The sequence below is a fragment of the Pseudomonas sp. NyZ201 genome (genome assembly GCF_049860765.1).
Taxonomy (GTDB): Bacteria; Pseudomonadota; Gammaproteobacteria; order Pseudomonadales; family Pseudomonadaceae; genus Aquipseudomonas; species Aquipseudomonas bharatica.
The window spans coordinates 5458303-5481021 of the sequence record NZ_CP187557.1 but is presented as its reverse complement, the minus strand read 5'-3'; the positions used below and the strand labels follow the sequence as shown (position 1 = coordinate 5481021).

The window sequence follows — 22719 nt, the reverse complement described above, 5'->3', positions numbered from 1 at the left end:
TTAAACGCGGAACTGGTTGATCAGCCGGCGCTGCTGCTCCGCCAGCTTGGTCAGCTCGGCACTGGCGCTGCTCGACTCGTCGGCGCCGCCGGCCACTTCGTTGGCGACCTGGCCGATATTGATCACGTTGCGGTTGATATCCTCGGCCACCGCGCTCTGTTCCTCGGCGGCACTGGCGATCTGGGTGTTCATGTCATTGATCACCGACACCGCGCGGGTGATGCTTTCCAGCGCATCCGCAGCCTTCGCCGCCTGCTGCACGCTGATGTCGGTCTTGCCCTGGCTGTCCTCCATCACCCGCACGACATCGCGTGTGCCTTGCTGCAGTTGCTGGATCATCTGCTGGATTTCTTCGGTGGCCTGCTGGGTTTTCTGCGCCAGGTTGCGCACTTCGTCGGCGACCACGGCGAAGCCACGACCCTGCTCACCGGCCCGGGCTGCTTCGATGGCGGCGTTGAGGGCCAGCAGGTTGGTCTGTTCGGCGATGGCGCGGATCGCCACGAGGATCGCATTGATGTTCTCGCTGTCCCGGGCCAGGGTCTGTACCACGCCCACGGCGCGGCCGATCTCGTCGGCCAGCGCGGTAATGGACTGCGAAGTGTCGCGCACGATCGACAGGCCCTGGTTGGCCGCCTGGTCGGCGTTGCTCGCGGCCTGCGCGGCATGGGTGGCATTGCGCGCGACATCCTGGGCGGTGGCGGTCATTTCATGGACGGCGGTAGCGACCAGATCGATCTCCGCCATCTGCTTGTGCACGCCCTGGTTGGTACGGATGGCGATGTCGGCGGTGTGCTCCGACGAGTCGCTGACCTTCTGCACCGACGTCACCACCTGGCTGATCATGGTCTGCAGTTTGCCGAGGAAGGTGTTGAAGCCTTTGGCGATCGAACCCAGTTCGTCGGCGCGGTCGCTGTGCAGGCGGCGGGTGAGGTCGCCTTCGCCCTGGGCGATATCGTCGAGCATCGCCACCATCTGCCGCAGCGGGCGGGCGATGCCGTGGGCCAGCAGCCAGATGACCAGCAGGCCGAGGGCAGCGATGGCCAGGCCGACCAGGGTCATGCCGGTGAGGTCGGTGCGGCGTTGCTCGCTCAGTTCGTTCTGCATCTTCTCGGCGTCGGCCATCACCGCGCTCAGCGGCAGGTCGATCAGCAGGGTCCAGCGTTGCGCGGTATCGCCGATCTGGAACGGCAGGAACAGGCGGATCTGCCCGCCGTCGCGGTCCAGTTCATAGCGCAGGGCGTCGCCGCTGAGCTTGCCCAGGCCGGCGGTGTCGGCGGCGGGCAGGACATCGCTGGCCTTCTCGCCGAACTTGCCTTCGTCCCTGGTATAGGCGACCAGGCGGCCGTTGTTGGCGACCAGCGCCAGCTCGCCGGCACCGTCGTAGAGCTGCGCGTCGGCAGCCTTGAGCAGGTCCTGGATGAAGTTCACCGACAGGTCGGCGCCGACGATGCCGTGGAACTGGCCGTCGACCAGGATCGGCTGGATAAAGGAGGCGAGCATCACCATCTTGTCGCCGACCTTGTATGGCGCCGGGTCGATAACGCAGGCCCGCTTGCTTTCCTTCGAGCACAGGTAGTACTCGCTGGCGCGCACGCCGGTGGAAAGCAGGGTGTCGTTGCTCAGGTCGACCAGTTTCTCAAGGGCGAGGCTGCCGTCGGTATTGCGGTACCACCAGGGCTGGAAGCGGCCATTGGCCGGATCAATGCCTTCGACCGTGGTGCCGACATAGCTGCCGTCATTACGGTCGACGCCATTCGGCTCCCAGGCGACATAGGTGCCCAGCAGCAGCGGGTTATCCACAAGAGTCTGCTTGAGCAGGCCGATCAACTGCTCGCGCTCGACCTTCAGGCGCGAGTTGCCGGCTTCGTCCTTCAGGCCGATCTGGGCATTGGTGGTCGCGATGCCGCGGGTGATCAACAGTGGCGCTTCCAGGCGCCGGAGAATCTGGCTGGCCTGGGTCTGGGCCAGGGCAGTGAGGCGCTGTTCGATCACTGCATCGAACTGCTCCTGGGTCCGGCGTTCCACCAGGTCCTGGGTCCGGGCCCCGGAAATCACTGCATACAGCACCAGTGCCGCGACGATACTCAACACGATAGCGCCCGCCAGGGCGGCAACGGAAAACTGGATCGACTTGAACTTCATGGGAGCTCCGAACGCAGGGGAAGGTCGCCTTGCTCCGCTGTTATCGGCGCGAAACCACTAAATCATTAGGCGGTCCGAGAGAAATCTTTGCTTGTGTTGTGGCGCGAACACCTGCGCCGTCCTAGGATACGGCCCATGTCAGAAGGGAGTTTTTTCATGCGTAGATTGATTGTTGTCGGTGCTTTGGGCGCTTCGATCCTGGCCGGTTGCCAGGCGGTGAACACCACCAGCGGCGGCGCGGTCGGGGTCGAGCGCAAGCAGTACATGTTCAGCATGCTGTCGACCGACCAGGTCAACCAGATGTACGCCCAGTCCTACCAGCAGACCCTTGGCGAGGCGTCCGGCAAGGGTGTGCTGGACAAGACCAGCGCCAATGCCAAGCGGATCCAGGCCATCGCCGATCGCCTGATCGCCCAGGCGCCGAAATTCCGCCCGGATTCGGCGCAATGGCAGTGGGAGGTCAACCTGATCAAGAGCGACGAGCTCAACGCCAACTGCGGCCCTGGCGGCAAGATCATTTTCTACACGGGCCTGATCGACAAGCTGAAGCTGACCGACGATGAAATCGCCGCGGTGATGGGCCATGAAATCGCCCACGCCCTGCGTGAGCACGGGCGCGAAGCGATGTCCAAGGCCTATGGCATCCAGATGGCGCGTTCCGGCGCCGGTGCCTTGCTCGGCCTGGGTGAAGACAGCCTGCAACTGGCCGACACCGTCGTGCAGTACAGCCTGACCCTGCCCAACAGCCGCAGCAACGAAAACGAGGCCGACCTGATCGGCCTGGAGCTGGCGGCCCGCGCCGGCTACAACCCGAACGCCGCGATCACCCTGTGGAACAAGATGGCCCAGGCCTCGGGGGGCGAGGCACCGCCCGAGTTCATGAGCACCCACCCGGCTTCGGATAGCCGCATTGCCTCGTTGCAGGCGGCGATTCCGAAGGTAATGCCGCTGTACGAGCAGGCGAAAAAGTAAATCTCAGGCCTGCGCCGATCCCTGTGGGAGCGGGTTCACCCGCGATTGCGATGGTGAATTCACCGGCGTAATCGCGGGTAAACCCGCTCCCACAGGGTTTTGTTTCAATTCTCTCGATCGTGTCAGCCCACCCAGCCACTGGCCTGCATCGCCGAGTACACGGCGATCAGCGCCAGCACCGCGAACGCACTCGCCGCCAGTCGGCGGATCAGGGTCAACGGCAGTTTTTCCGCGGCGAAGTTGCCGGCCAATACCACCGGCACGTTGGCAATCAGCATGCCCAGGGTGGTGCCGATGATCACCATGATCAGATGCGGATACTGCGCCGCCAGCATCACCGTGGCGACCTGGGTCTTGTCGCCGATCTCGGCAAGGAAGAATGCGATCAGTGTGGTCAGGAACGGCCCGTAGCGCTTCGCGGTACTGGCTTCGTCGTCGTCCATCTTGTCCGGAATCAGCGTCCAGGCGGCGGTTGCGAGGAAGCTCGCGGCCAGGATCCAGTGCAGGGTGACATTGCTGAAGAAGCTGCCCACCCAGGCCCCGACGGCACCGGCGGCCGCATGGTTGGCCAGGGTCGCGGCAACGATGCCGGCGATGATCGGCCAGGGCTTGCGGAAGCGCGCGGCGAGAATGAGGGCAAGCAGTTGCGTCTTGTCGCCGATTTCAGCGAGGGCAACGATTCCGGTGGGGACGAGCAGCGATTCCAGCATCAGGATTCCTACGGGGGCGGGTCGACACGGCTATGACACGTACAACCTCCCCGCCCCGGGTAAGGTGTGCGTGTCATAGGTCTTGTCAAACCCTGGATCCGTCTGGTGCGGATCGTGGGTCGTGCGCGCCATGGTCTGTGGACCAAGTATGTTGACGTCACACCATGCGAGCAGGGCGCTCGCGGGAGACTACTCCCCTAGGACGGGGCGGATTCTGCCCGCGCCGATCGGTTTGTGCAAGCGCTGTTTTTCAGTTGCGCAATGCCCGGTAAATCTTGAAACCGTCGGCCTGGACCAGCGTCTCGCAGTTGCCCAGGGCCGCTTCGATAAGTGGCGGGTAGCGTAGGAAACTGTTCGCCACCAGGCGCATTTCCCCACCTTTTTCCAGATGATCGGCTGATTTTTTCAGCAGGTTTTCCGAGGCCTGGTAATTGGTGTGGACGCCGGTGTGAAACGGCGGATTGCTCAGGATCACATTCAACGAACGCGGGGCCGCGTCGATCCCGTCGCCACTGATGACGTCGCCCTCCAGCCCGTTGGCGGCCAGGGTCAGGCGGCTGCTGGCAACCGCGAAGGCATCGACGTCGAGCAGGGTGACCCGGCTCTGTGGATAACGCCGCTTGATGGTCGCGCCAAGCACCCCGGCACCGCAGCCGAAATCCAGCACATGGCCCGTCGGCAGGCCGTCCAGATGCTGCAGCAGCAGGGCCGTGCCCCGGTCCAGGCGGCCATGACTGAAGACCCCCGGCAGGCTGACCACGTGCAGCGGGCCATCGCTTAGCGGCAACTCGAAGCGCAGGGCCAGGCTGTCCAGCGGTTGCGCCACCGGCGGGTTCTCCACCGTCACCTGCCAGAGCTGGCAATGCCGGGCGCTGTCGAGCTTGCGTGGTTTGCCGAAGGCATGCAGTTGCTTCGCCGCGCCCTCGATGCCGCCGCGTTTCTCGCCGACCAGGTACAAGGTGCGCCCGCCCAGGCGCGAGGCGAGGGCGTTGAGCAAATAGTTGGCGAGGTCCCGGGACTTGGGCAGGAACACTACGGCTGCCTCGAAGGCGACGTCCGGCACTTCTACCCCGTAATGGCTGCGCCCGGCGAAACGTGCATCGAGCAGTGCCTGGTCGCCGGCATGCCAGCTCCAGCCATGCGCCTGGGCAAAGCTGCCCAGCAGGCTGTCGGCGGGCAAGCCGGCGAGCAACAGCGGGCCGGTGAACAGATCGGCCTGACGAAGCAACACTTCACTGCGCGGGTCCATGGACGGCGGCTCCTGAGAAAAAAGGGGCGAATTCTAGCAGAAGCCGGCCTTTGTCAGCTGACCACGCGGCGCGGCGCTCCGGCGAGAAAGGCCCGGGCGTTCTCGGCCAGTTGACCGACGATGCGCTGGCGCGCTTCCACCGCGCCCCAGGCGCTGTGCGGGGTGATGATCAGGCGCGGGATATCGTCTGCCAGCAGCGGATTGCCGTTGACCGGCGGCTCCACCGTCAGCACATCGGTGGCCGCTCCGCCCAGGTGCCCGGCACGCAGGGCGTCGGCCAGGGCCTGTTCGTCGATCAGCCCGCCGCGGGCGGTGTTGACGACGAAGGCCCCGGGCTTGAGCAAGGCCAGTTGCGCGGCGCCGATCATGTTGCGCGTGTTGTCGTTGAGCGGGCAATGCAGGGTCAGGGCATCCACCTGCGGCAACAGTTCTTCGAGGCCCAGGCGGTCATTGCGCGCCGGGCGACCGGGCAACTGGCCCATCAGCACGCGCATGCCGAACGCCTCGGCCAGGCGCGCCACTGCGCCGCCCAGTTCGCCATGGCCGAGCAGGCCGAGGGTCTTGCCTTCCAGCTCGACGATGGGGAAGTCCAGCAGGCAGAACTGTTTGGCCTGGCTCCACTTGCCGTCGGCCACCGCGCGCTGGTAATCCGGCAGGCGGGTCGCCAGGGCCAGCAGCAGGGCCAGGGTGTGCTGGGCCACCGACGGCGTGCCGTAGCCCTGGCAATTGCTGACGACGATACCGCGCGCGCGGGCGGCCTGCAGGTCGATATTGTTGGTGCCGGTGGCGGCCACCAGGATCAGTTTCAGCTCCGGGCAGGCCTGGATCACAGCGGCGTCCAGCACCACCTTGTTGCTGATCGCCACGCTGGCGCCTTGCAAACGCTCCACCACCTGTTCCGACGTGGTGGAGGCGTGCACGTCCAGGCGGCTGAAACTCTCGCGCAGGCCGCTGAGGTCGAGATCGCCCAGGTCCAGCGAGCTGTGGTCGAGAAAGACGGCGTGGGTCATGGCGGGGCTCCTGGAAGGTGATGGCGTTCGATGAAGGCAGATGATCGGGGTGATGACGCCATCCCCGCAACCCAAGTTGTAACAAGGTGTTAAGGTAAGCGCCCTCTTTCTCACCAGGAGCCTTCACCGATGTACTGGGCAGAATTCCTCACCGTCGCACTTATCCACCTGCTCGCCGTGGCCAGCCCTGGTCCCGACTTTGCCGTGGTAGTGCGGGAAAGTGTTACCCACGGCCGCCGCGTCGGTACCTGGACCGCCTTTGGCGTCGGCACGGCGATCTTCCTGCATGTCGGCTATTCGCTGCTGGGCATCGGCCTGATCGTGTCGCAGTCGATCATGCTGTTCAATGCGCTGAAATGGGCCGCCGCGGCCTACCTGGTGTACATCGGGTTCAAGGCCTTGCGCGCGCGTCCGGCCGCTGCCGGCGAGGCGGTGCAGGTCTCCACGGTCGAACGCACTCCACGGGCGGCCTGGATCGCCGGTTTCATGACCAATGGCCTCAACCCCAAGGCGACCCTGTTCTTCCTGTCCCTGTTTACCGTGGTCATCGACCCGCACACCCCGCTGCTGGTCCAGGCCGGTTATGGCGTCTACCTGGCCCTGGCGACCGGCCTCTGGTTCTGCCTGGTCGCGATGCTGTTCAGCCAGGCCCGTGTGCGCGCCACCTTCGCCCGCATGGGGCATTGGTTCGACCGTGCGATGGGGGCGGTGCTGATCGCCCTGGGAATCAGGATCGCCTTCAGCGAAATGCGCTGACCGAAGTGCCCGGCGGCATGCCCGTCGGGTCGGGAGGCGGCCAAATCATTCCTTTGGCTGATTTTGCCGCCGCAGCCCCGTTCTAGAGTAAGGACCATGTGTCCAATGCCTCGTGCAACTCCAGAAAAGGGATTCCCATGTTGCAGACTCGTGTCATTGCTCCCGCCCAGGGTGCCTACCAGTTCCCGCTGCTGATCAAGCGCTTGCTGATGTCCGGCAGCCGCTACGAGAAAACCCGCGAGATCGTCTATCGCGACCAGCTGCGCTACAGCTACCCGACCCTCAACGAGCGCATTGCGCGCCTGGCCAACGTCCTCACCGAGGCCGGGGTCAAGGCCGGGGACACCGTGGCGGTGATGGACTGGGACAGCCATCGCTACCTGGAATGCATGTTCGCCATCCCCATGATCGGCGCGGTGGTGCACACCATCAACGTGCGGCTGTCGCCAGAACAGATCCTCTACACCATGAACCACGCCGAAGACCGCTTCGTGCTGGTCAACAGCGATTTCGTCGGGCTCTACCAGGCCATCGCCGGGCAACTGACCACGGTGCAAAACACCCTGCTGCTGACCGACGGCGAGGAGAAAACCGCCGAACTGCCCAACCTGGTGGGCGAGTACGAGCAGCTGCTGGCCGCCGCCAGCCCTCACTACGACTTCCCGGATTTCGACGAGAACTCCGTCGCCACCACCTTCTACACCACCGGCACCACCGGCAACCCCAAGGGGGTGTACTTCACCCATCGGCAACTGGTCCTGCACACGATGGGCGTGGCCACTGTTACCGGCAGCATCGACAGCGTGCGCCTGCTCGGCACCGACGATGTGTACATGCCGATCACCCCGATGTTCCACGTGCATGCCTGGGGCATTCCCTACGTGGCCACCATGCTCGGGCTCAAGCAGGTGTATCCCGGGCGCTACGAGCCGGACATGCTGGTCCGGCTATGGCGCGAGGAGAAGGTCAGCTTCTCCCACTGTGTGCCGACCATCCTGCAGATGCTGCTGCACTGCAAGAACGCGCAGAACGAAGACTTCGGCGGCTGGAAGATCATCATCGGCGGCAGCGCGCTGAACCGTGCCCTATACGAAGCGGCGAAGGCCCGTGGCATCCAGCTGACGGCGGCCTACGGCATGTCGGAAACCTGCCCGCTGATTTCCTGCGCCCACCTCAACGAAGAATTGCTGGCCGGCAGCGAGGACGAGCGCATCACCTACCGGATCAAGGCCGGCGTGCCGGTACCCTTGGTCGAGGCGGCGATCATCGATGGCGACGGCAACTTCCTGCCCGCCGATGGCGAGTCCCAGGGCGAACTGGTATTGCGGGCGCCTTGGCTGACCATGGGCTACTTCCGCGAGCCGGAGAAGAGCGAAGAACTGTGGGCCGGTGGCTGGCTGCATACCGGTGACGTCGCCACCCTCGACGCCATGGGCGTGATCGATATCCGCGACCGCATCAAGGACGTGATCAAGACCGGTGGCGAGTGGATCTCGTCGCTGGACCTGGAAGACCTGATCAGCCGCCATGCCGCAGTGCGCGAAGTGGCAGTGGTGGGCGTTGCCGATCCGCAGTGGGGCGAGCGCCCGTTCGCCCTGCTGGTGGTGCACGAAGGGGCCAGCATCGACGCCCGGGTCTTGAAGGAGCACCTCAAGCCGTTCGTCGAGCTGGGGCATATCAACAAGTGGGCGATCCCCAGCCAGATCGCCGTTGTTACCGAAATTCCCAAGACCAGCGTCGGCAAGCTGGACAAGAAGCGCATCCGCGTCGACATCATCGAATGGCAGGCCAGCAACAGCGCATTTCTTTCCACCCTGTGAGCCGCTCCGGCTCGCGCCCTGGCCGGCGCGAGCCGTGTTGCAGACGCTTCGCGGCCTTGTGAAATGAAAAATATCAGCCATTCTTTGCCCGGCCAGTCCTCGTGTCGCCCGCTCTGGCAGCAGCACGGGCGAGGGTGATGTGCAAATCACACTTTAGAGGGATCAAGCACTACTACCTGCTGGCTATAGTCGGGTCAGGGGATTTTGAGGAATGGGGACCGCGCAACTGCGCAACCGACACGCCCTGCCAACTGGCGACCGATCGGCCTCGTTTCTTTGAAGGACTCACTGCCATAAAAATAAAGTACATGGAGTAGCGTCGATGACATCAGTAAATCTGTTCTGGCGCCGGGCAAAACTGCCCCTGGCCGTCAGCCTCGCTTCTACGCTTGCAAGCCCTGCATTCGCGGTCAGTTTCAACATCGGGGAGATCGAAGGCAGCTTCGACTCGTCGCTGTCGGTCGGCGCCAGCTGGTCCACGCAAAGCCCGAACAAGAACCTGATCGGGGTGAACAACGGCGGCAAGGGCCTGTCCCAGACCTCCGACGACGGTCACCTGAACTTCAAGCGCGGTGAAACCTTCTCGAAAATCTTCAAGGGTATCCATGACCTGGAGCTGAAGTACGGCGACACCGGTGTCTTCGTGCGCGGCAAGTACTGGTATGACTTCGAGCTGAAGGACGAGCACCGCGAGTTCAAGGACATCAGCGACTCCAACCGCAAGGAGGGGGCACAGTCCTCCGGCGGGCAGATTCTCGACGCATTCGTCTATCACAACTATTCCATCGCCGATCAGCCGGGCTCCGTACGTTTGGGCAAGCAGGTGGTGAGCTGGGGTGAAAGTACCTTCATCGGCAGCGGCATCAACGCCATCAACCCGATCGACGTGGCCGCGTTCCGTCGCCCGGGTTCCGAGATCAAGGAAGGCCTGATCCCAGTCAACATGTTCTATTTCTCCCAGAGCCTGACCGACAACCTCTCGGCCGAAGCCTTCTACCAGCTCGAATGGGACCAGACCGTAGTGGACAACTGCGGCACCTTCTTCTCGCAGCCGGACGTGATTGCCGATGGTTGCTCCGACAACCTGCGCGTACTGTCCAGCAGCCGTGCCCTGTCGGCACCTGTGCAGGCGCTGTTGCGCAGCCGGGGCATCGATGTAAACGAAGAAGGGGTGAAGGTCGCCCGCGGACCCGACCGCGACGCACGCGACAGCGGGCAGTTCGGTGTGGCGCTGCGCTACATGTTCGAGCCGTTGAACACCGAGTTCGGCCTGTACGCCATGAACTATCACAGCCGGTCGCCGATCTTCAGCGCAACCGGTGCTCCGCAGGCGGCCTACACGGCGGCAGCAGCCTCCGGGGCCCTGGCTCCGGTCATCGTCGCCGGCAACTCGAAGTACTTCGTCGAATATCCGGAGGACATCCGTCTCTACGGCCTGAGCTTCTCCACCACGCTGCCCACCGGTACCGCGTGGAGCGGCGAGATCAGCTACCGTCCCAATGCTCCGGTACAGCTGAACACCACCGACATCCTGTATGCCGGCGTCACCGCCTTGCCACCGGCATTCGGCCTGAGCAACGCATCCCTGCTCAAGGGCCAACCGGGCCAGGACCTGCACGGCTACCGCCGCAAGGAAGTGACCCAGTTGCAAACCACCTTCACGCACTTCTTCGACCAGGTGATGGGCGCCAGCCGCCTGACGCTGGTGGGTGAAGTCGGCATGACCGTGGTGGGTGGCCTGGAAAGCAGCGACAAGGTGCGTTACGGCCGTGACCCGGTCTTCGGCCCTGGCCCTCTGCCAGCCACCGCCGGCCGCAATACCTGCGCGGTGCTCAACGCCAACACCATCGCCGGTGCCGCCAACGGAGCGTCCACCGCCAACCTTACGCGCAACTGCGAAGACGACGGCTACACCACCCGTACTTCCTGGGGCTACCGCGGCCGTGCGATCTGGGAATACCCGGACGTGTTCGCCGGCGTGAACCTCAAGCCGAGCGTGGCCTGGTCCCACGACGTCGACGGCTACTCGCCTGGCCCTGGCGGCAACTTCGAGGAAGGTCGCAAGGCGATCAGCCTCGGCCTGGATGCCGACTACCTCAACACCTACACCGCCAGCCTGTCGTACACCAACTTCTTCGACGGCAAGTACAGCACCGTGGATGATCGCGACTTCGTCGCCCTCAGCTTCGGCGTGAACTTCTAAGCGCATTTTCCAGGAAGAAGCACATGACCATGAAAAGCACCAAGACTTTGCTGAAAGCCGGCGTACTGGGCCTGTCCCTGCTGGCGAGCAGCGTGATGGCCGCGGTTTCCGCCGACGAAGCCGCCAAGCTGGGCACTACCCTGACCCCGATGGGCGCGGAAAAGGCCGGTAATGCCGATGGCTCCATCGGCCCGTGGGAGCCGCTGTCGAAAACTGCCGGCAGCGCCGATGCCCGGGGCTTCCTGTCCGATCCTTACGGTACCGACAAGCCGCTGTTCACCATCACCGCGCAGAACGTCGAGCAGTACAAGGACAAGCTGGCTCCTGGGCAGATCGCCATGCTCAAGCGCTATCCGGACACCTTCAAGATCCCGGTGTACAAGACCCACCGCGGCGCCACCGTACCGGACGACGTCTTTGCCGCGATCAAGAAGAACGCTACCGCGACCACCCTGGTCGAGGGCGGCAACGGCCTGAACAACTTCCAGGTTGCCGTGCCGTTCCCGATTCCGAAAAGCGGTGTGGAAGTCATCTGGAACCACATCACCCGCTATCGTGGTGGCAGCGTGTCGCGTTTGGTGACCCAGGCCACGCCGCAGCAGAACGGCAGCTACAGCCTGGTGTACTTCGCTGACCAGTTCGTTTTCCGCGACCGGATGAAGGACTTCGATCCGGCCAACCCGGGCAACGTGCTGTTCTACTTCAAGCAGGAAGTGACCGCCCCGGCACGTCTGGCCGGTACCGTGCTGCTGGTCCACGAGACCCTCGACCAGGTCAAGGAGCCACGCAAGGCGTGGATCTACAACGCCGGCCAGCGTCGGGTACGCCAGGCACCGCAAGTGTCGTACGACGGTCCGGGTACCGCCGCCGATGGTCTGCGCACCTCCGACAACCTCGACATGTTCAACGGCGCGCCGGATCGCTACGACTGGAAACTCGAAGGCAAGAAGGAGATGTACATCGCCTCCAACGCCTACAAGCTGGACTCGCCGACCCTCAAGTACGCCGACATCATCAAGCCGGGCCATATCAACCAGGACCTGACCCGCTACGAGCTGCGCCGTGTCTGGCACGTGGTCGCCACCCTGAAGCCGGGCCAGCGGCACATCTACGCCAAGCGTGACTTCTACATCGACGAGGACACCTGGCAAGCTGCGGTGATCGACCAGTATGACGGCCGTGGCCAGCTGTGGCGTGTGTCCGAGGCCCATGCCCAGGACTATTACAACGTCCAGGTCCCGTGGTACACCCTGGAGGCCATCTACGACCTGCAATCGGGCCGTTACCTGGCACTGGGCATGAAGAACGAAGAGAAGAAAGCCTACGACTTCGGCTTCACCGCCTCCAAGGCTGACTTCCAGCCGGCGGCCCTGCGTCAGAGCGGTATTCGTTAAGTTTCACCTACTCCGTGTGATCCCCCAGAACGCCCCGGCTTGCCGGGGCGTTTTGATTTGTGAAGCACCGCCGGATCCTGTGGGAGCTGGCGTTGCCAGCGATGAGGCCATCAGCAACACCCTCAAATCCTCCCTGCAAGGCAATCATCCCTTGCCCCCCATCAATGTCATTCCTGTTGCTTCTTGTTGTAGTCTTTTTTGGCTTACCTGCTGCAATCGCCTTCAAATGTGCCGGGTAAACCGCTAGTCTCCGGCAATCCCTGTCGCCGAGACTTTCCAACAAACGAGCCGGCCATGACCGATCTGTCCAGCACGCAAGGATTCCCCGGCCAGACCGTATCTGCGCTGGAGGGGCGTTTCTACCGGCCGCCGCTGCCTGAAGGGCATGTGCCGCGGGCACGCCTGTGCCAGCGACTGCAGGCCGGCCTTGGCGGCCGCCTGTTGTTGGTCAATGCGCCGGCCGGCTTCGGTAAAAGCTCCCTCGCGGTAGAGTTCTGCCAAAGCCTGCCCGCGCAGTGGCGCAGCCTGTGGCTGGGCCTGAGCAAGCGCGATGCCGATCCCGGCCGTTTCCTCGAACGCCTGCTCGAAGGGCTCCAGCAGCACTGCCCGAGCCTGGGCGCCCAGGCGCTCGGCCTGCTGAAGATGCGCCAGCGACATCAGCCCTTCGCCTTCGAGGAGTGGCTCGACGGGCTGCTGGACGAACTGGCCGTCCATCTGCAAAACGGTGCGCCGATCCTGCTGGTCCTCGATGACTATCACCTGGCGCAGGGCCCCGTGCTCGATCGCTGCCTGCAGTTTTTCCTCAATCACTTGCCGCCGGGCCTGGTCCTGCTGGTCACCAGTCGCCTGCGTCCGGACTGGCACCTGGCACGCCTGCGCCTGTCGCGCCAGTTGCTGGAACTGACCGAACAGGACCTGCGCCTGACCCCCGACGAATCCTTCGCCGTGCTCGGCCAGCACCCCACGCTGCTGCGCGGCCAGGCCCTGGACAACCTGGTGCAGCGCAGCGACGGCTGGGTCGCCGGCCTGCGTTTCTGGCTGCTGGCGGCCAACGAGTCGGGGACCGACAGCCATCTGCCCCAGGCGCTGCACGGTGGTGAAGGGCTGATCCGCGATTACCTGCTGGAAGAAGTCATCGACTGCCTGCCACCCGAAGTCCAGGCCTTCCTCAACGACACCGCCTGCCAGGACCGCTTCTGCGCCGACCTCTGCGACGCCCTGCGGGAAAGCCATGACAGCAGCGAGATCCTGCGTTTCCTGCAGTCGCACCAGGTGTTCCTGGTGCCGCTGGACGAGCATGGCTACTGGTTCCGCTATCACCATCTGTTTTCCGACCTGCTGCGCACCCGCCAGGCCAGCCTGCCGCTGTCGAGCCTGCACCTGCGCGCCTGCCGCTGGTTCCACAGCCAGGGCCTGCTCGACGAAGCGGTGGAACAGGCCCTGCGGGCCGGGCACCTGGACGTGGCCGCCAACCTGGTGCAGAACCTTTCCGAAGAGCAGCTGCTGGCCGAACAGAACGTGGGCATGCTCCTGCGCTGGAAGATGGACCTGCCCGACAGCCTGCTCATCAGCACCCCGCGGCTGATCGTCCTGTACAGTTGGGCCCTGGGCCTGGCCTGCCAACTGGATGCCGCTGAAGAGCTGGCCAGCCACCTGAGTCGTTTCCTTCCGGCGCCGTCGGCCACGGCGCAGAAATCCATGCTCGCCCAATGGCTGGCCCTGAGCGGGATCATCGCCCGCGGTCGCGGTGACCGCGAGCGCACGCGGTCCTACTGCGAGCAGGCCCTGCAAAGCCTGCCGCACAAGCGCTACGGGCAGCGCCTGATGTGCCTGTCGACATTGTCCAACCTGGCTATCGCCGAAGCCGATTTCTGGCGTGCCCGCGGCTGGAACCGCGAAGCCCTGGAGCTGGCGCAACGGGTCGGCAATCCGCTGTTCGAAGCCCTGGCCCATTACGACCGCGCCCGCGTCCTGCACGCGCGGGGCGAAGTACTGCGGGCGATGGACGAGGTGAGCCAGGGCCTGCAGCGGCTGCGTGGCCTGTCTTCCCAGCGGTTGTACGCGGTGCGTGCGCGGTTGATGCTCTACGAAGGCTACCTGCTGATCGGACGCCTGCAGCCGGAGGCCGGTCGCAGCCGCCTGCGCGCCGGGCTGATCGAGGCCAGGGCCTGTCGCGACATCAGCGTGCTGATCGGCCATTGCGCCCTGGCGACCCTCGACGGTCGCGAAGGGCGCTTCGCCGAGGCCTTCGCCGAACTGGCCGAAGCTGAACGGTTGATGCATATCTGGGACGTGCCGCCGATCTTCTACCTGGCGATGATCACCCTGGTGAAATGCGAGCTGTGGCTGGCCCAGGGACGCAACGATCTCGCCGAGTCCTGGTTGCTGCGCCTGAGCCAGACCTATGGCGGCCAGCAAGCCGCAGCGGCGCCGGAATTCCACCCGCTGCTGCCGTTGCATATCGAGTTGCAGCAGGCCTTGCTCGAACAGGCCCAGGGCCGGAGCGCCCAGGCCGGGCAACGGTTGCAGGCCCTGGTCAATCGTGGGCAGGCTAGTGGCGGGCAACTGCTTTGCGTGACCGCCCTGTGCCAGCAGGTCGGCCTGTTGCTGGCACAGGGCGACCAGGCGGAGGCGCGCGAGCGCCTGCTGCAGGCATTCGAAGCTGCGCGGGGCGGGGCGTTGCAACCTTTCCAGCGCTTGCTTGCCGGGCATCCGCAATGGCTGCGCGAGCAGCTTCAGGCCCAGCCGGCGGGGCCGGTCCAGGCCAGCCTGCTGGGGTTGCTGCCCAGCCAGGAAACCACCGGCGCCGATACCCTGAGCGCGCGCGAAAGGTCGGTCCTCAAGCTGATTGCCCAGGGTTGTTCCAACCAGGAAATCAGCGAGCAACTGTTCATCTCGCTGCATACGGTGAAAACCCACGCCAGCCATATCAACAGCAAGCTCGGAGTCGAACGGCGCACCCAGGCCGTGGCCCGGGCCAAGGCGCTGGGGCTTTTGTAACGGGGTTGTACTTGAAGCTGCACGCGTACCCTGTGGGAGCGGGTTTACCCGCGATTGCGATAGTGGATTCACCGACGCAATCGCGGGTAAACCCGCTCCCACAGGGTACGCGTCGCTCTTGAAGAAGTGTTACCCGCCTGATCTGGCGCAGGTCTTGCTTGTATCGGATATCCGACCCGGAGCCGCCGATGAGCACAATAAAAACCGCCCCGACCTCGAACCCGCGTCTTGCCAGGGAACGCCTGTCCATCGAGGGCCGCTTGCCCGACGGTTTTCTTCGGGCCGAAATCGATGCCTCCTGGCGTCGCAGCCTCGGTCATGGGGTTACCGGTAACGCCGGGCAGGAAGTCGCCCTGACCTCGGCCGCCAGCCTCGACCTGCTGCTGGCCAACAACCGCCCGCTGCTGGACGCGGCTACTGCCGAACTGGACTATCTCGGCGCACGGCAGGGCCAGGACAGCCTGGTGATCCTCGCCAACGCCGACGCCACCATCCTCACCATCCAGGGCGAATCCGCCGTGCTCAAGCAGCGCGGCCTCGGCGATATCGCACCCGGCACCTGCTGGAGCGAGGCGGCCCGCGGTACCAATGCCCTGGGCACCGCGCTGGTGGAAGCGCGCACGGTACAGATCGATTGCGGCGAGCATTTCCTCGAGCGCCTCAGCGACTTTTCCTGCACCTCGGTCCCCATCCATTGCCCGCAGGGGGAATTGCTGGGCGTGCTCGACCTGACCCGCCAAGGTCCCCTCGGCCGCCTGCCGGATCGCACCGCGCTACTGGCCCTGGCGGTGATGCAGATCGAGAGCCGCCTGTTCATGAACAGCTTCCCGGAACAGATCGTCCTGGCGTTCCACAATCGTCGGCAATACCTCGATTCCTGCTGGCAGGGCCTGCTTGCGGTCAGCCTCGATGGACGTATCCTCGCCGTCAGCAACCAGGCCTGCCAATTGCTGCGCAGCGACCGCGCCGGCCTGGTCGGACAGCGCTGCGACAGCCTGTTGGGCCTGCGCATCGAGCAGTGGCTGGCACGTCTGCAGCAGGGGCAGTGCGACAGTGTCGAAACCGCCAAGGGCGCCTTCCACTACAAGACCCTGCACGTCCCGCAGCGCCCGCTGGCGCTGTCGGTACCGGCGACGGCCCGGCGCAACGCCCCGGCATCCACCACGCCGTCCCTGGAAGTCCTTGGCGCTGGCAACGCTCGCTTCGCCCGCGCCCTGCGCATGGCCTGCCAGGGCCTGGCCAACGATCTGCCGGTGGTGCTGCTGGGCGAGACCGGCAGCGGCAAGGAAGTGGTCGCCCGCGCCCTGCATCAGGAAAGCGCCCGTGCCGGCAAGCCCTTCATCGCGGTGAACTGCGCGGCGATTCCCGAGGGGCTGATCGAGTCGGAACTGTTCGGTTACCGCGAAGGCGCCTTCACCGGCTCGCGCCGTGGCGGGATGGTCGGGCGCCTGCAACAGGCCCATGGCGGCACCCTGTTCCTCGATGAGGTCGGTGATATGCCCCTGGCCCTCCAGGCCCGACTGCTGCGGGTGTTGCAGGAGCGCAAGGTGGCACCGCTGGGCGCGGCCCAGGAGCAGGACCTGGACATCGCCCTGATCTGCGCCACCCACCGCGACCTCAAGCGCCAGGTCCAGGACCAGCATTTCCGCGAAGACCTCTACTACCGCATCAACGGCATCAGCGTGAATTTGCCGGCGCTGCGCGAGCGCGACGACCTGCCGGCGTTGATCGACAGCCTGCTGTCCCGCCTCGGCGGGCAGGGCGTGCGCCTGTCCGACGAGCTGGCGCAGTTGCTCCACGGCTATCACTGGCCGGGCAATATCCGGCAGTTGGAAATGAGCCTGCGCCTGCTGCTGGCGATGCGCGAGGCGGGTGAGCAGGTGCTCGGCCTCGATCATGTCCCCGACAACCTGCTCGACGAACTGCGCAGCGGCGAACGACCGGCCAGGCACGAGAGCCTGCGCGATAACCAGCTCGAGCTGATCCGCCAGGCCCTCGATCGTCACCACGGCAACGCCACGGCCGCCGCGACTGCCCTGGGCATCAGCCGCGCCACGCTGTATCGCAAGCTCAAGCAGATGAATCCGTGATGCAACGCCTGCTCAGCCGTCTGATCGACCATCAGGACCGGCCCGCCCTGCAGGATGCACTCCACTGGCTGTATGGATTCATTCGCCCCCATCGCCTGGCGATCCTTGGCCTGCTGGGCCTGTCGATGTGTGCCACTGCGGTGGTGCTGGTGCAGCCCTGGCTGACCAAGCTGCTGATCGACGACGGTCTGCTGGCGAAGGATTTCCCGAAGCTGGTGCTGATCGCCGGGGCGATGATCCTCGCCGGTATCCTCGGCACCCTGTTGTCAGGGCTAAACCGCTACCTGCATACCCGCCTCTCGGGGCGCATCCTGTTTGCCCTGCGCGATGAGCTGTATCGCCATCTGCAGCGTCTCTCGCCAGGCTTCTTCGCCCAGCGCCGCCTGGGCGACCTGATGTCGCGGCTGGATGGCGATGTGGCGGAGATCCAGCGCTTTGCCGTGGACTCGCTGTTTTCCGCCGTGTCCAGCGTGCTTGGACTGGTCTGTGCTTTGGGCATGCTGCTGATGCTGTCGTGGAAATTGTCGCTGCTGGCCTTGCTCCTGATTCCGCTGGACGTGCTCTGGCTGCGCTGGATGCGGCGCAAGGTCGAGTGCGAGGTGCGGCAGTTGCGCGAGCGCTCGGCGGACATCTCGTCGTTCCTGGTGGAGACCTTGCCGGCTATGAAGTTCATTCAGTCCGCCGGCCAGCAGCAGCGTGAGGCGCGACGGCTCGATGGCCTGGGCCAGGGCTATATGAGCCAGCTGCTGCGCCTGCAGGTCACCGAGTTCTTCACCCAGGCCGTTCCCGGAACGTTGACCTCGCTGTCCCGGGCCTGCGCGTTCCTGGTGGGCGGTTACTGGGTGGTGCAGGGCACCTGGCAACTGGGTGCCCTGATTGCCTTTTCGACGTACCTGGGAATGGCGGTCGGCCCCGTGCAGAGCCTGCTTGGGCTGTATGTAGCGATGCAGCGCATGAGCGTCAGCCTCGGCCGGGTCATGGAGTTGCGCGGGGTGCTGCCGGAAGTGGAAAGCCCTGCCCAGGCCTGCCCGGTGCCCGGGCGTGGAGACCTGCAATTGCGCGGAGTGTGCTTCGCCCATCCGGGGCGGCCGCCACTGTTGCAGGACGTTGAGATCGATATTCCCCATGGCTGCAAGGTTGCCTTGAGCGGCATGTCCGGTGCCGGCAAATCGACCCTGATCGACCTGTTGCAACGTTTCCATGATCCCCAGTCCGGCCGGATCCTGCTGGGCGGCACGGACCTGAGAGATTTCGATCTGCATGACCTGCGTCGGTGCGTGGCGGTGGTCAGCCAGGATATCGTGCTGTTCCGCGGCAGCCTGGCCGACAACATCGCCTACAGTGTTCCGCATGCCAGTCGCGAAGCCGTTGCCGAGGTGGCCCGGCTGGCGCGACTGGACAGCCTGGTCGCCAGCTTGCCGCAGGGCCTGGACAGCCCGCTGGGCGAGCGCGGGCAACAGCTTTCCGGTGGCCAGAAACAACGTATCGCCATTGCCCGGGCATTGCTCCAGAATCCCCTGCTGCTGGTACTGGACGAAGCCACCTCACAAGTCGATGAAGACACGGAGCGCGAAGTGATTGCCGCAATAGACCAACTCTTTTCTGACCGCACACGGATTCTGGTCAGCCATCGCCCCTCGACCCTGGCCAATGCCGACCTGCACCTGGTCCTGCGCGACGGTCAGTTGCGCGCGCGGGAGGCCGGGCATGTCTGAGGTGCGCATTGGTGTGGTGGACAGCGGCGCGCCGCTGGCGCGTATGGCCGAGTCGCGGCGTTTCCAGTTGGCGGCTGTCGGCGTCAGCGAGCAGCCGGTTCGCGACGATGCCCTGGGCCATGGCAGCGCGGTGGTCGAGCTGATCGCTGCCGGGGCCGGCGACATGCCGATCCATGTCGCCCAGGTGTTCGACGAGCGCGGTGTTACCAGTGCCTTGCAGGTCGCTGCCGGAATCGAATGGCTGGTGATGCGCGGTGTGCGCCTGATCAATCTCAGCCTTGGCCTGCGCGAGGATCGCCCGGCCCTGCGCGAGGCCTGCGAGGCGGCGCAGAATGCCGGCGTGCTGATCTGCGCTTCGACGCCTGCGCAGGGGGCACCGGTCTTTCCCGCTGCCTATCCCGGCGTGTTGCGCATTACCGGCGATGCCCGTTGCCAGCGCGACGAGTGGAGCTGGCTGGACACGCCCCAGGCGGATTTCGGCGCCTGCGTGCGGGCCAAGGAAAGCCCGCTGTCCGGCGCCAGTTTCGCGTGTGCGGCGCTCACCGGGCATATCGCCGCCTTCCTGCGTGACCAGCCCCATGCAAGCAATGCCCTGGTCATGGCCTGGCTGCTGCACAACGCTCATTACCGTGGTCGTGAATATCGAGGACGTGCTTGAAATCCATTGTCGTATTAGGTGCCGGCCCGGCGGGCGCGGCGGTTGCCCTTGGTCTCAAACGGCTTGGCTACCAGGTCAGCGTTATCAGTGAGTGGCGGCGATTCTCGGCGCTTGAAGGTGTTTCGCAGCGGGTGATCGAGGCGCTGCGCGGGGTTGGCCTGCACCGTGCGCTGGCGGTGGCGGGCGAGCCGTCGCGGCGCCATTCGCGGTGGAACAGCGAGGCGCAGACTCGCAATGTCGAATTCCTGCTGGATCGTCCGCGCTTCGATCAGGGGTTGCGGGACGACCTGCATGCTGCGGGTATTGCGTTGATCGAAGCGCGGGTGCTGGGTGTGCGGCAGGATGAAGGGCACAGCGTGATCGAGCTGGATGGAGCGCCTTCCCTGGTTGCTGATTTCCATGTCGAAGCCCGTGGTCGTCAGGCGCCGCAACACGACAAAGCCCTTGGACGTGCCGCCCGTGGCCCGGAGACCCTGAGCCTGCTCAATCGCTGGCAAGGCCCGCCCGGCAAAAGCGCCAGTGCGGTGGAAAGCCAGCCCGATGGCTGGATGTGGATGGCCCGCCAGGCGGATGGCCGGTGCTACTGGCAATGGACCCTGGATGTCAGCGCCACACCGTTGCCGGAGAAGGCGGCGCTGCTGGATTTCTGCCGTCAGCGGCGCTGGGAATCGGTGTTGGCCAGGGCGTTCTTCGACAACGACCAGGAACAGGATCTTGAGCTGCATGCCCGCAGCAGCACGGCGATCCTCACGCCCGTGTGTGGCGGGGAGAACTGGTTGCGGGTGGGGGATGCGGCGATGGCGGTGGATCCGCTGTCGGGCAACGGCATCTTCCAGTCGCTGTCCTCGGCGTTGCAGGCGCCGACGGTGATCAACACCCTGTTGGTTCATCCCGAGCGTCGTGAGCTGGCGTTGCGGTTCCACCAGCAACGGGTCGAACACCTGTTCTGGCGCTTCGCCCGGCTGGGGCGGGATTTCTATCTGGAGGAAAGGCGCTGGGCGCAGGAACCGTTCTGGCAGGTTCGGCGGCAATGGCCGGATGGCGAGCCGGTGCATGCCGAGGCGTGTTTCGATGACCTGCGGGTCGAGCAGGCGCCGGTGTTGCGGGATGGGTTCGTCGATCTTGCGCAGGTGGTGATCAGCCCGGACCAGCCGTTGGGGATCTGGCATTTGAACGGGGTGGAGCTGGCGCCGTTGGTGAGTCGCTTGCACAGCGAGCCGGCAGACCAGGTATTGGCCCATCTGAGCCCGGAGCAACAGCGGTACCTGCGCAGCTGGCTTCTGAGCCAGGGCTACCGCCCCTGAAGCCGAGTGCGGACCTTGTGGGAGCGGGTTCACCCGCGATTGCAACAGTGGACTCACTACCGTAATCGCGGGTAAACCCGCTCCCACAGGGTCCGTGTCCACTTGAATGGATCAGGTACCAGACCGCCCTCGCATGTGGTGATCAGCCCCGATCAGCCACCGGGCATCTGGTACCTGAATTTGCTTAAAGCTTGATCAATACCGACTTCAGCTCGGTGTAATGCTCGATCGCCGCGGCGCCCATCTCGCGGCCGACGCCGGACATCTTGTAGCCGCCAAACGGCAGTGCCGGGTCCAGGGCGCTGTGGCAGTTGACCCAGACCGAGCCCGACTTGATTCGCGGAATCATGCGGTGCACCGCGCCCAGGTCGTTCGACCAGATACTTGCCCCCAGCCCGTACGGACTATCGTTCGCCAGCCGCAGCGCCTCGGCCTCGTCATCGAACGGCATGGCCACCAGCACCGGCCCGAAGATTTCCTCCTGTACCAGTGGGTGCTGCTGGTCCACATCGACGATCACCGTCGGCTTGACGAAATACCCCGGACCGAACTGCTCACCGCCACAGGCGATGGTGGCGCCGCTGCTGCGCCCTTGCTCGATGTAGTCGAACACGCGTTTCTGCTGGCGCGCGGAAATCAGCGGGCCCATCTGCACGCTCGGATCAAGGCCGTTGCCCAGTTTCATGCCGTTGGCGATCCCGGCGATGTCCGCGACTACGTTGTCGAAGTGCTTGCGGTGTACATACAGGCGCGAGCCGGCGCAGCACACCTGGCCCTGGTTGAAGAAGATCGCCGTGGCGGCGCCGGCGGCAGCGCTGGCGAGGTCGGCGTCGGGCATGACGATGGTCGGCGATTTGCCGCCCAGTTCCAGGGTGACCCGGGTCATGTTGTCCATGGCGATGCGGCCGATGTGCTGGCCGACGGCGGTCGAGCCGGTGAAGGTCAGCTTGTCCACGCGCGGGTCGCGGGTCAGGGCGTCGCCGGCAATGGCGCCGGTGCCGGTGACCACATTGAACACCCCGCTCGGGTAGCCGGCTTCGAGCACCAGTTCGGCCAGCTTCAGGGCGCTGAGCGGAGTTTCGTCGGCCGGCTTGAGGACCACGCTGCAGCCGGTGGCCAGGGCCGGGCCAAGTTTCCAGCAGGCCAGCAGCAGCGGGAAGTTCCAGGCGACGATGGCACCTACCACGCCTACCGCTTCACGCCGCACGAAGCCGTGGAATTCATCGTTCGGCATCAGTGGCATGGAGACATCGACCGTATGCCCCTCGACCTTGGTTGCCCAGCCGGCCATGTAGCGCAGGAAGTCGATGGACAACTGCACGTCCATGGCCCGTGCCACCACCGCGCTCTTGCCATTGTTCAGGCATTCGAGCTGGGCGAGGATCTCGGCGTCGCGCTCCATCAGGTCGGCCAGCTTCCACAGCAGGTTCTGCCGTTCGCGGGGGCGGCTGCGGCTCCAGGCCGAATCGTCGAAGGCCTGGCGCGCCGCGCCCACCGCGCGGGCCACGTCGGCCGCGGTCGCTGCCGGCACCTGGCACAGCACGTCACCGTTGGCCGGGTTGCGCAAGGTCAGGCGTTCGCCGTCCGCGGCCTCGGCCCAGTCGGCACCGATCAGCATGGTGGGCGCGCGCCGGACGAAAGCCTCGACGGCCGGGTGCAAAGGGGCAGTGGTGGACATGGCAAACCTCGTTCTTGT

The 22719-nt window shown here is 65.1% G+C and carries 15 protein-coding genes and 2 pseudogenes; 10 read left to right on the top strand and 7 right to left on the bottom strand.

Features of this window, described 5'->3' with window-relative positions; genetic code table 11:
- From ACPFMA_RS24630 to ACPFMA_RS24620, 3 genes and pseudogenes are all read right to left on the bottom strand, one after another.
- A complete protein-coding gene (locus tag ACPFMA_RS24630) occupies positions 1-744 on the bottom strand; it encodes a methyl-accepting chemotaxis protein (RefSeq protein ID WP_372239085.1) in 744 nt (247 codons plus the stop codon).
- 114 nt (positions 745-858) lie between these two features.
- A pseudogene (locus tag ACPFMA_RS24625) lies at positions 859-1059 on the bottom strand (HAMP domain-containing protein); the annotation flags it as partial.
- A gap of 230 nt (positions 1060-1289) precedes the next feature.
- Positions 1290-2142: pseudogene (locus ACPFMA_RS24620) on the bottom strand (cache domain-containing protein); the annotation flags it as partial.
- Positions 2143-2298: 156 nt separating this feature from the next.
- Between ACPFMA_RS24620 and ACPFMA_RS24615 the strand changes: the two are divergent.
- A complete protein-coding gene (locus tag ACPFMA_RS24615; RefSeq protein WP_037062075.1) occupies positions 2299-3114 on the top strand; it encodes a M48 family metallopeptidase in 816 nt (271 codons plus the stop codon).
- Between the two features lie 122 nt (positions 3115-3236).
- Here the strand turns inward: ACPFMA_RS24615 and ACPFMA_RS24610 are convergent, their stop codons facing one another.
- The 3 genes from ACPFMA_RS24610 to ACPFMA_RS24600 form a co-directional block, all read right to left on the bottom strand.
- Positions 3237-3821 carry a TMEM165/GDT1 family protein gene (locus tag ACPFMA_RS24610; protein ID WP_170395132.1) on the bottom strand — a complete coding sequence of 195 codons (585 nt, stop codon included), beginning with the start codon at positions 3819-3821 and terminating at the stop codon, positions 3237-3239.
- Between the two features lie 253 nt (positions 3822-4074).
- Complete coding sequence (locus ACPFMA_RS24605) at positions 4075-5073, bottom strand: methyltransferase (RefSeq protein ID WP_420057639.1); 999 nt, start codon at positions 5071-5073, stop codon at positions 4075-4077.
- 53 nt (positions 5074-5126) lie between these two features.
- On the bottom strand, positions 5127-6083 hold the full coding sequence (locus tag ACPFMA_RS24600; protein WP_425928933.1) for a 2-hydroxyacid dehydrogenase: 957 nt from the start codon (positions 6081-6083) through the stop codon (positions 5127-5129).
- A 129-nt stretch (positions 6084-6212) separates the two neighbouring features.
- Between ACPFMA_RS24600 and ACPFMA_RS24595 the strand changes: the two genes are divergently transcribed.
- The 9 genes from ACPFMA_RS24595 to qhpG all read left to right on the top strand — a co-directional run bounded on the left by ACPFMA_RS24595 (position 6213) and on the right by qhpG (position 21023).
- The gene (locus ACPFMA_RS24595; protein ID WP_425928932.1) at positions 6213-6839 is read left to right on the top strand and encodes a LysE family translocator; all 627 of its coding nucleotides are present in this window, start codon (positions 6213-6215) and stop codon (positions 6837-6839) included.
- 137 nt (positions 6840-6976) lie between these two features.
- Positions 6977-8659 (top strand): fatty acid--CoA ligase, encoded by a 1683-nt coding sequence (locus ACPFMA_RS24590; protein WP_420057640.1) that lies wholly within the window; start codon positions 6977-6979, stop codon positions 8657-8659.
- Between the two features lie 322 nt (positions 8660-8981).
- Positions 8982-10862, top strand: a complete 1881-nt coding sequence (locus ACPFMA_RS24585; protein WP_064303626.1) for a DUF1302 domain-containing protein — start codon at positions 8982-8984, stop codon at positions 10860-10862.
- A 29-nt stretch (positions 10863-10891) separates the two neighbouring features.
- Complete coding sequence (locus ACPFMA_RS24580; RefSeq protein ID WP_037062082.1) at positions 10892-12256, top strand: DUF1329 domain-containing protein; 1365 nt, start codon at positions 10892-10894, stop codon at positions 12254-12256.
- Between the two features lie 294 nt (positions 12257-12550).
- Entirely contained in the window at positions 12551-15256 is a 2706-nt protein-coding gene (locus ACPFMA_RS24575; RefSeq protein ID WP_425928931.1) for a LuxR C-terminal-related transcriptional regulator, read from the top strand.
- A gap of 188 nt (positions 15257-15444) precedes the next feature.
- Positions 15445-17346 (top strand): sigma-54-dependent Fis family transcriptional regulator, encoded by a 1902-nt coding sequence (locus tag ACPFMA_RS24570; RefSeq protein WP_425928930.1) that lies wholly within the window; start codon positions 15445-15447, stop codon positions 17344-17346.
- The gene (locus ACPFMA_RS24565; RefSeq protein ID WP_425928929.1) at positions 17346-19061 is read left to right on the top strand and encodes an ABC transporter ATP-binding protein; all 1716 of its coding nucleotides are present in this window, start codon (positions 17346-17348) and stop codon (positions 19059-19061) included. The genes ACPFMA_RS24570 and ACPFMA_RS24565 overlap by 1 nt, the downstream gene beginning before the upstream one ends.
- Positions 19054-19719, top strand: a complete 666-nt coding sequence (qhpE, locus tag ACPFMA_RS24560) for a subtilisin-like serine protease QhpE (RefSeq protein WP_425928928.1) — start codon at positions 19054-19056, stop codon at positions 19717-19719. Before ACPFMA_RS24565 ends, qhpE begins: the two co-directional genes overlap by 8 nt.
- Positions 19716-21023, top strand: coding sequence for a flavin-dependent monooxygenase QhpG (gene qhpG, locus ACPFMA_RS24555; protein ID WP_425928927.1), 1308 nt, complete (start codon positions 19716-19718; stop codon positions 21021-21023). The genes qhpE and qhpG overlap by 4 nt, the downstream gene beginning before the upstream one ends.
- A gap of 184 nt (positions 21024-21207) precedes the next feature.
- Here the strand turns inward: qhpG and ACPFMA_RS24550 are convergent, their stop codons facing one another.
- Entirely contained in the window at positions 21208-22701 is a 1494-nt protein-coding gene (locus tag ACPFMA_RS24550) for an aldehyde dehydrogenase family protein (protein ID WP_425928926.1), read from the bottom strand.
- Between the last annotated feature and the right edge of the window lie 18 nt (positions 22702-22719).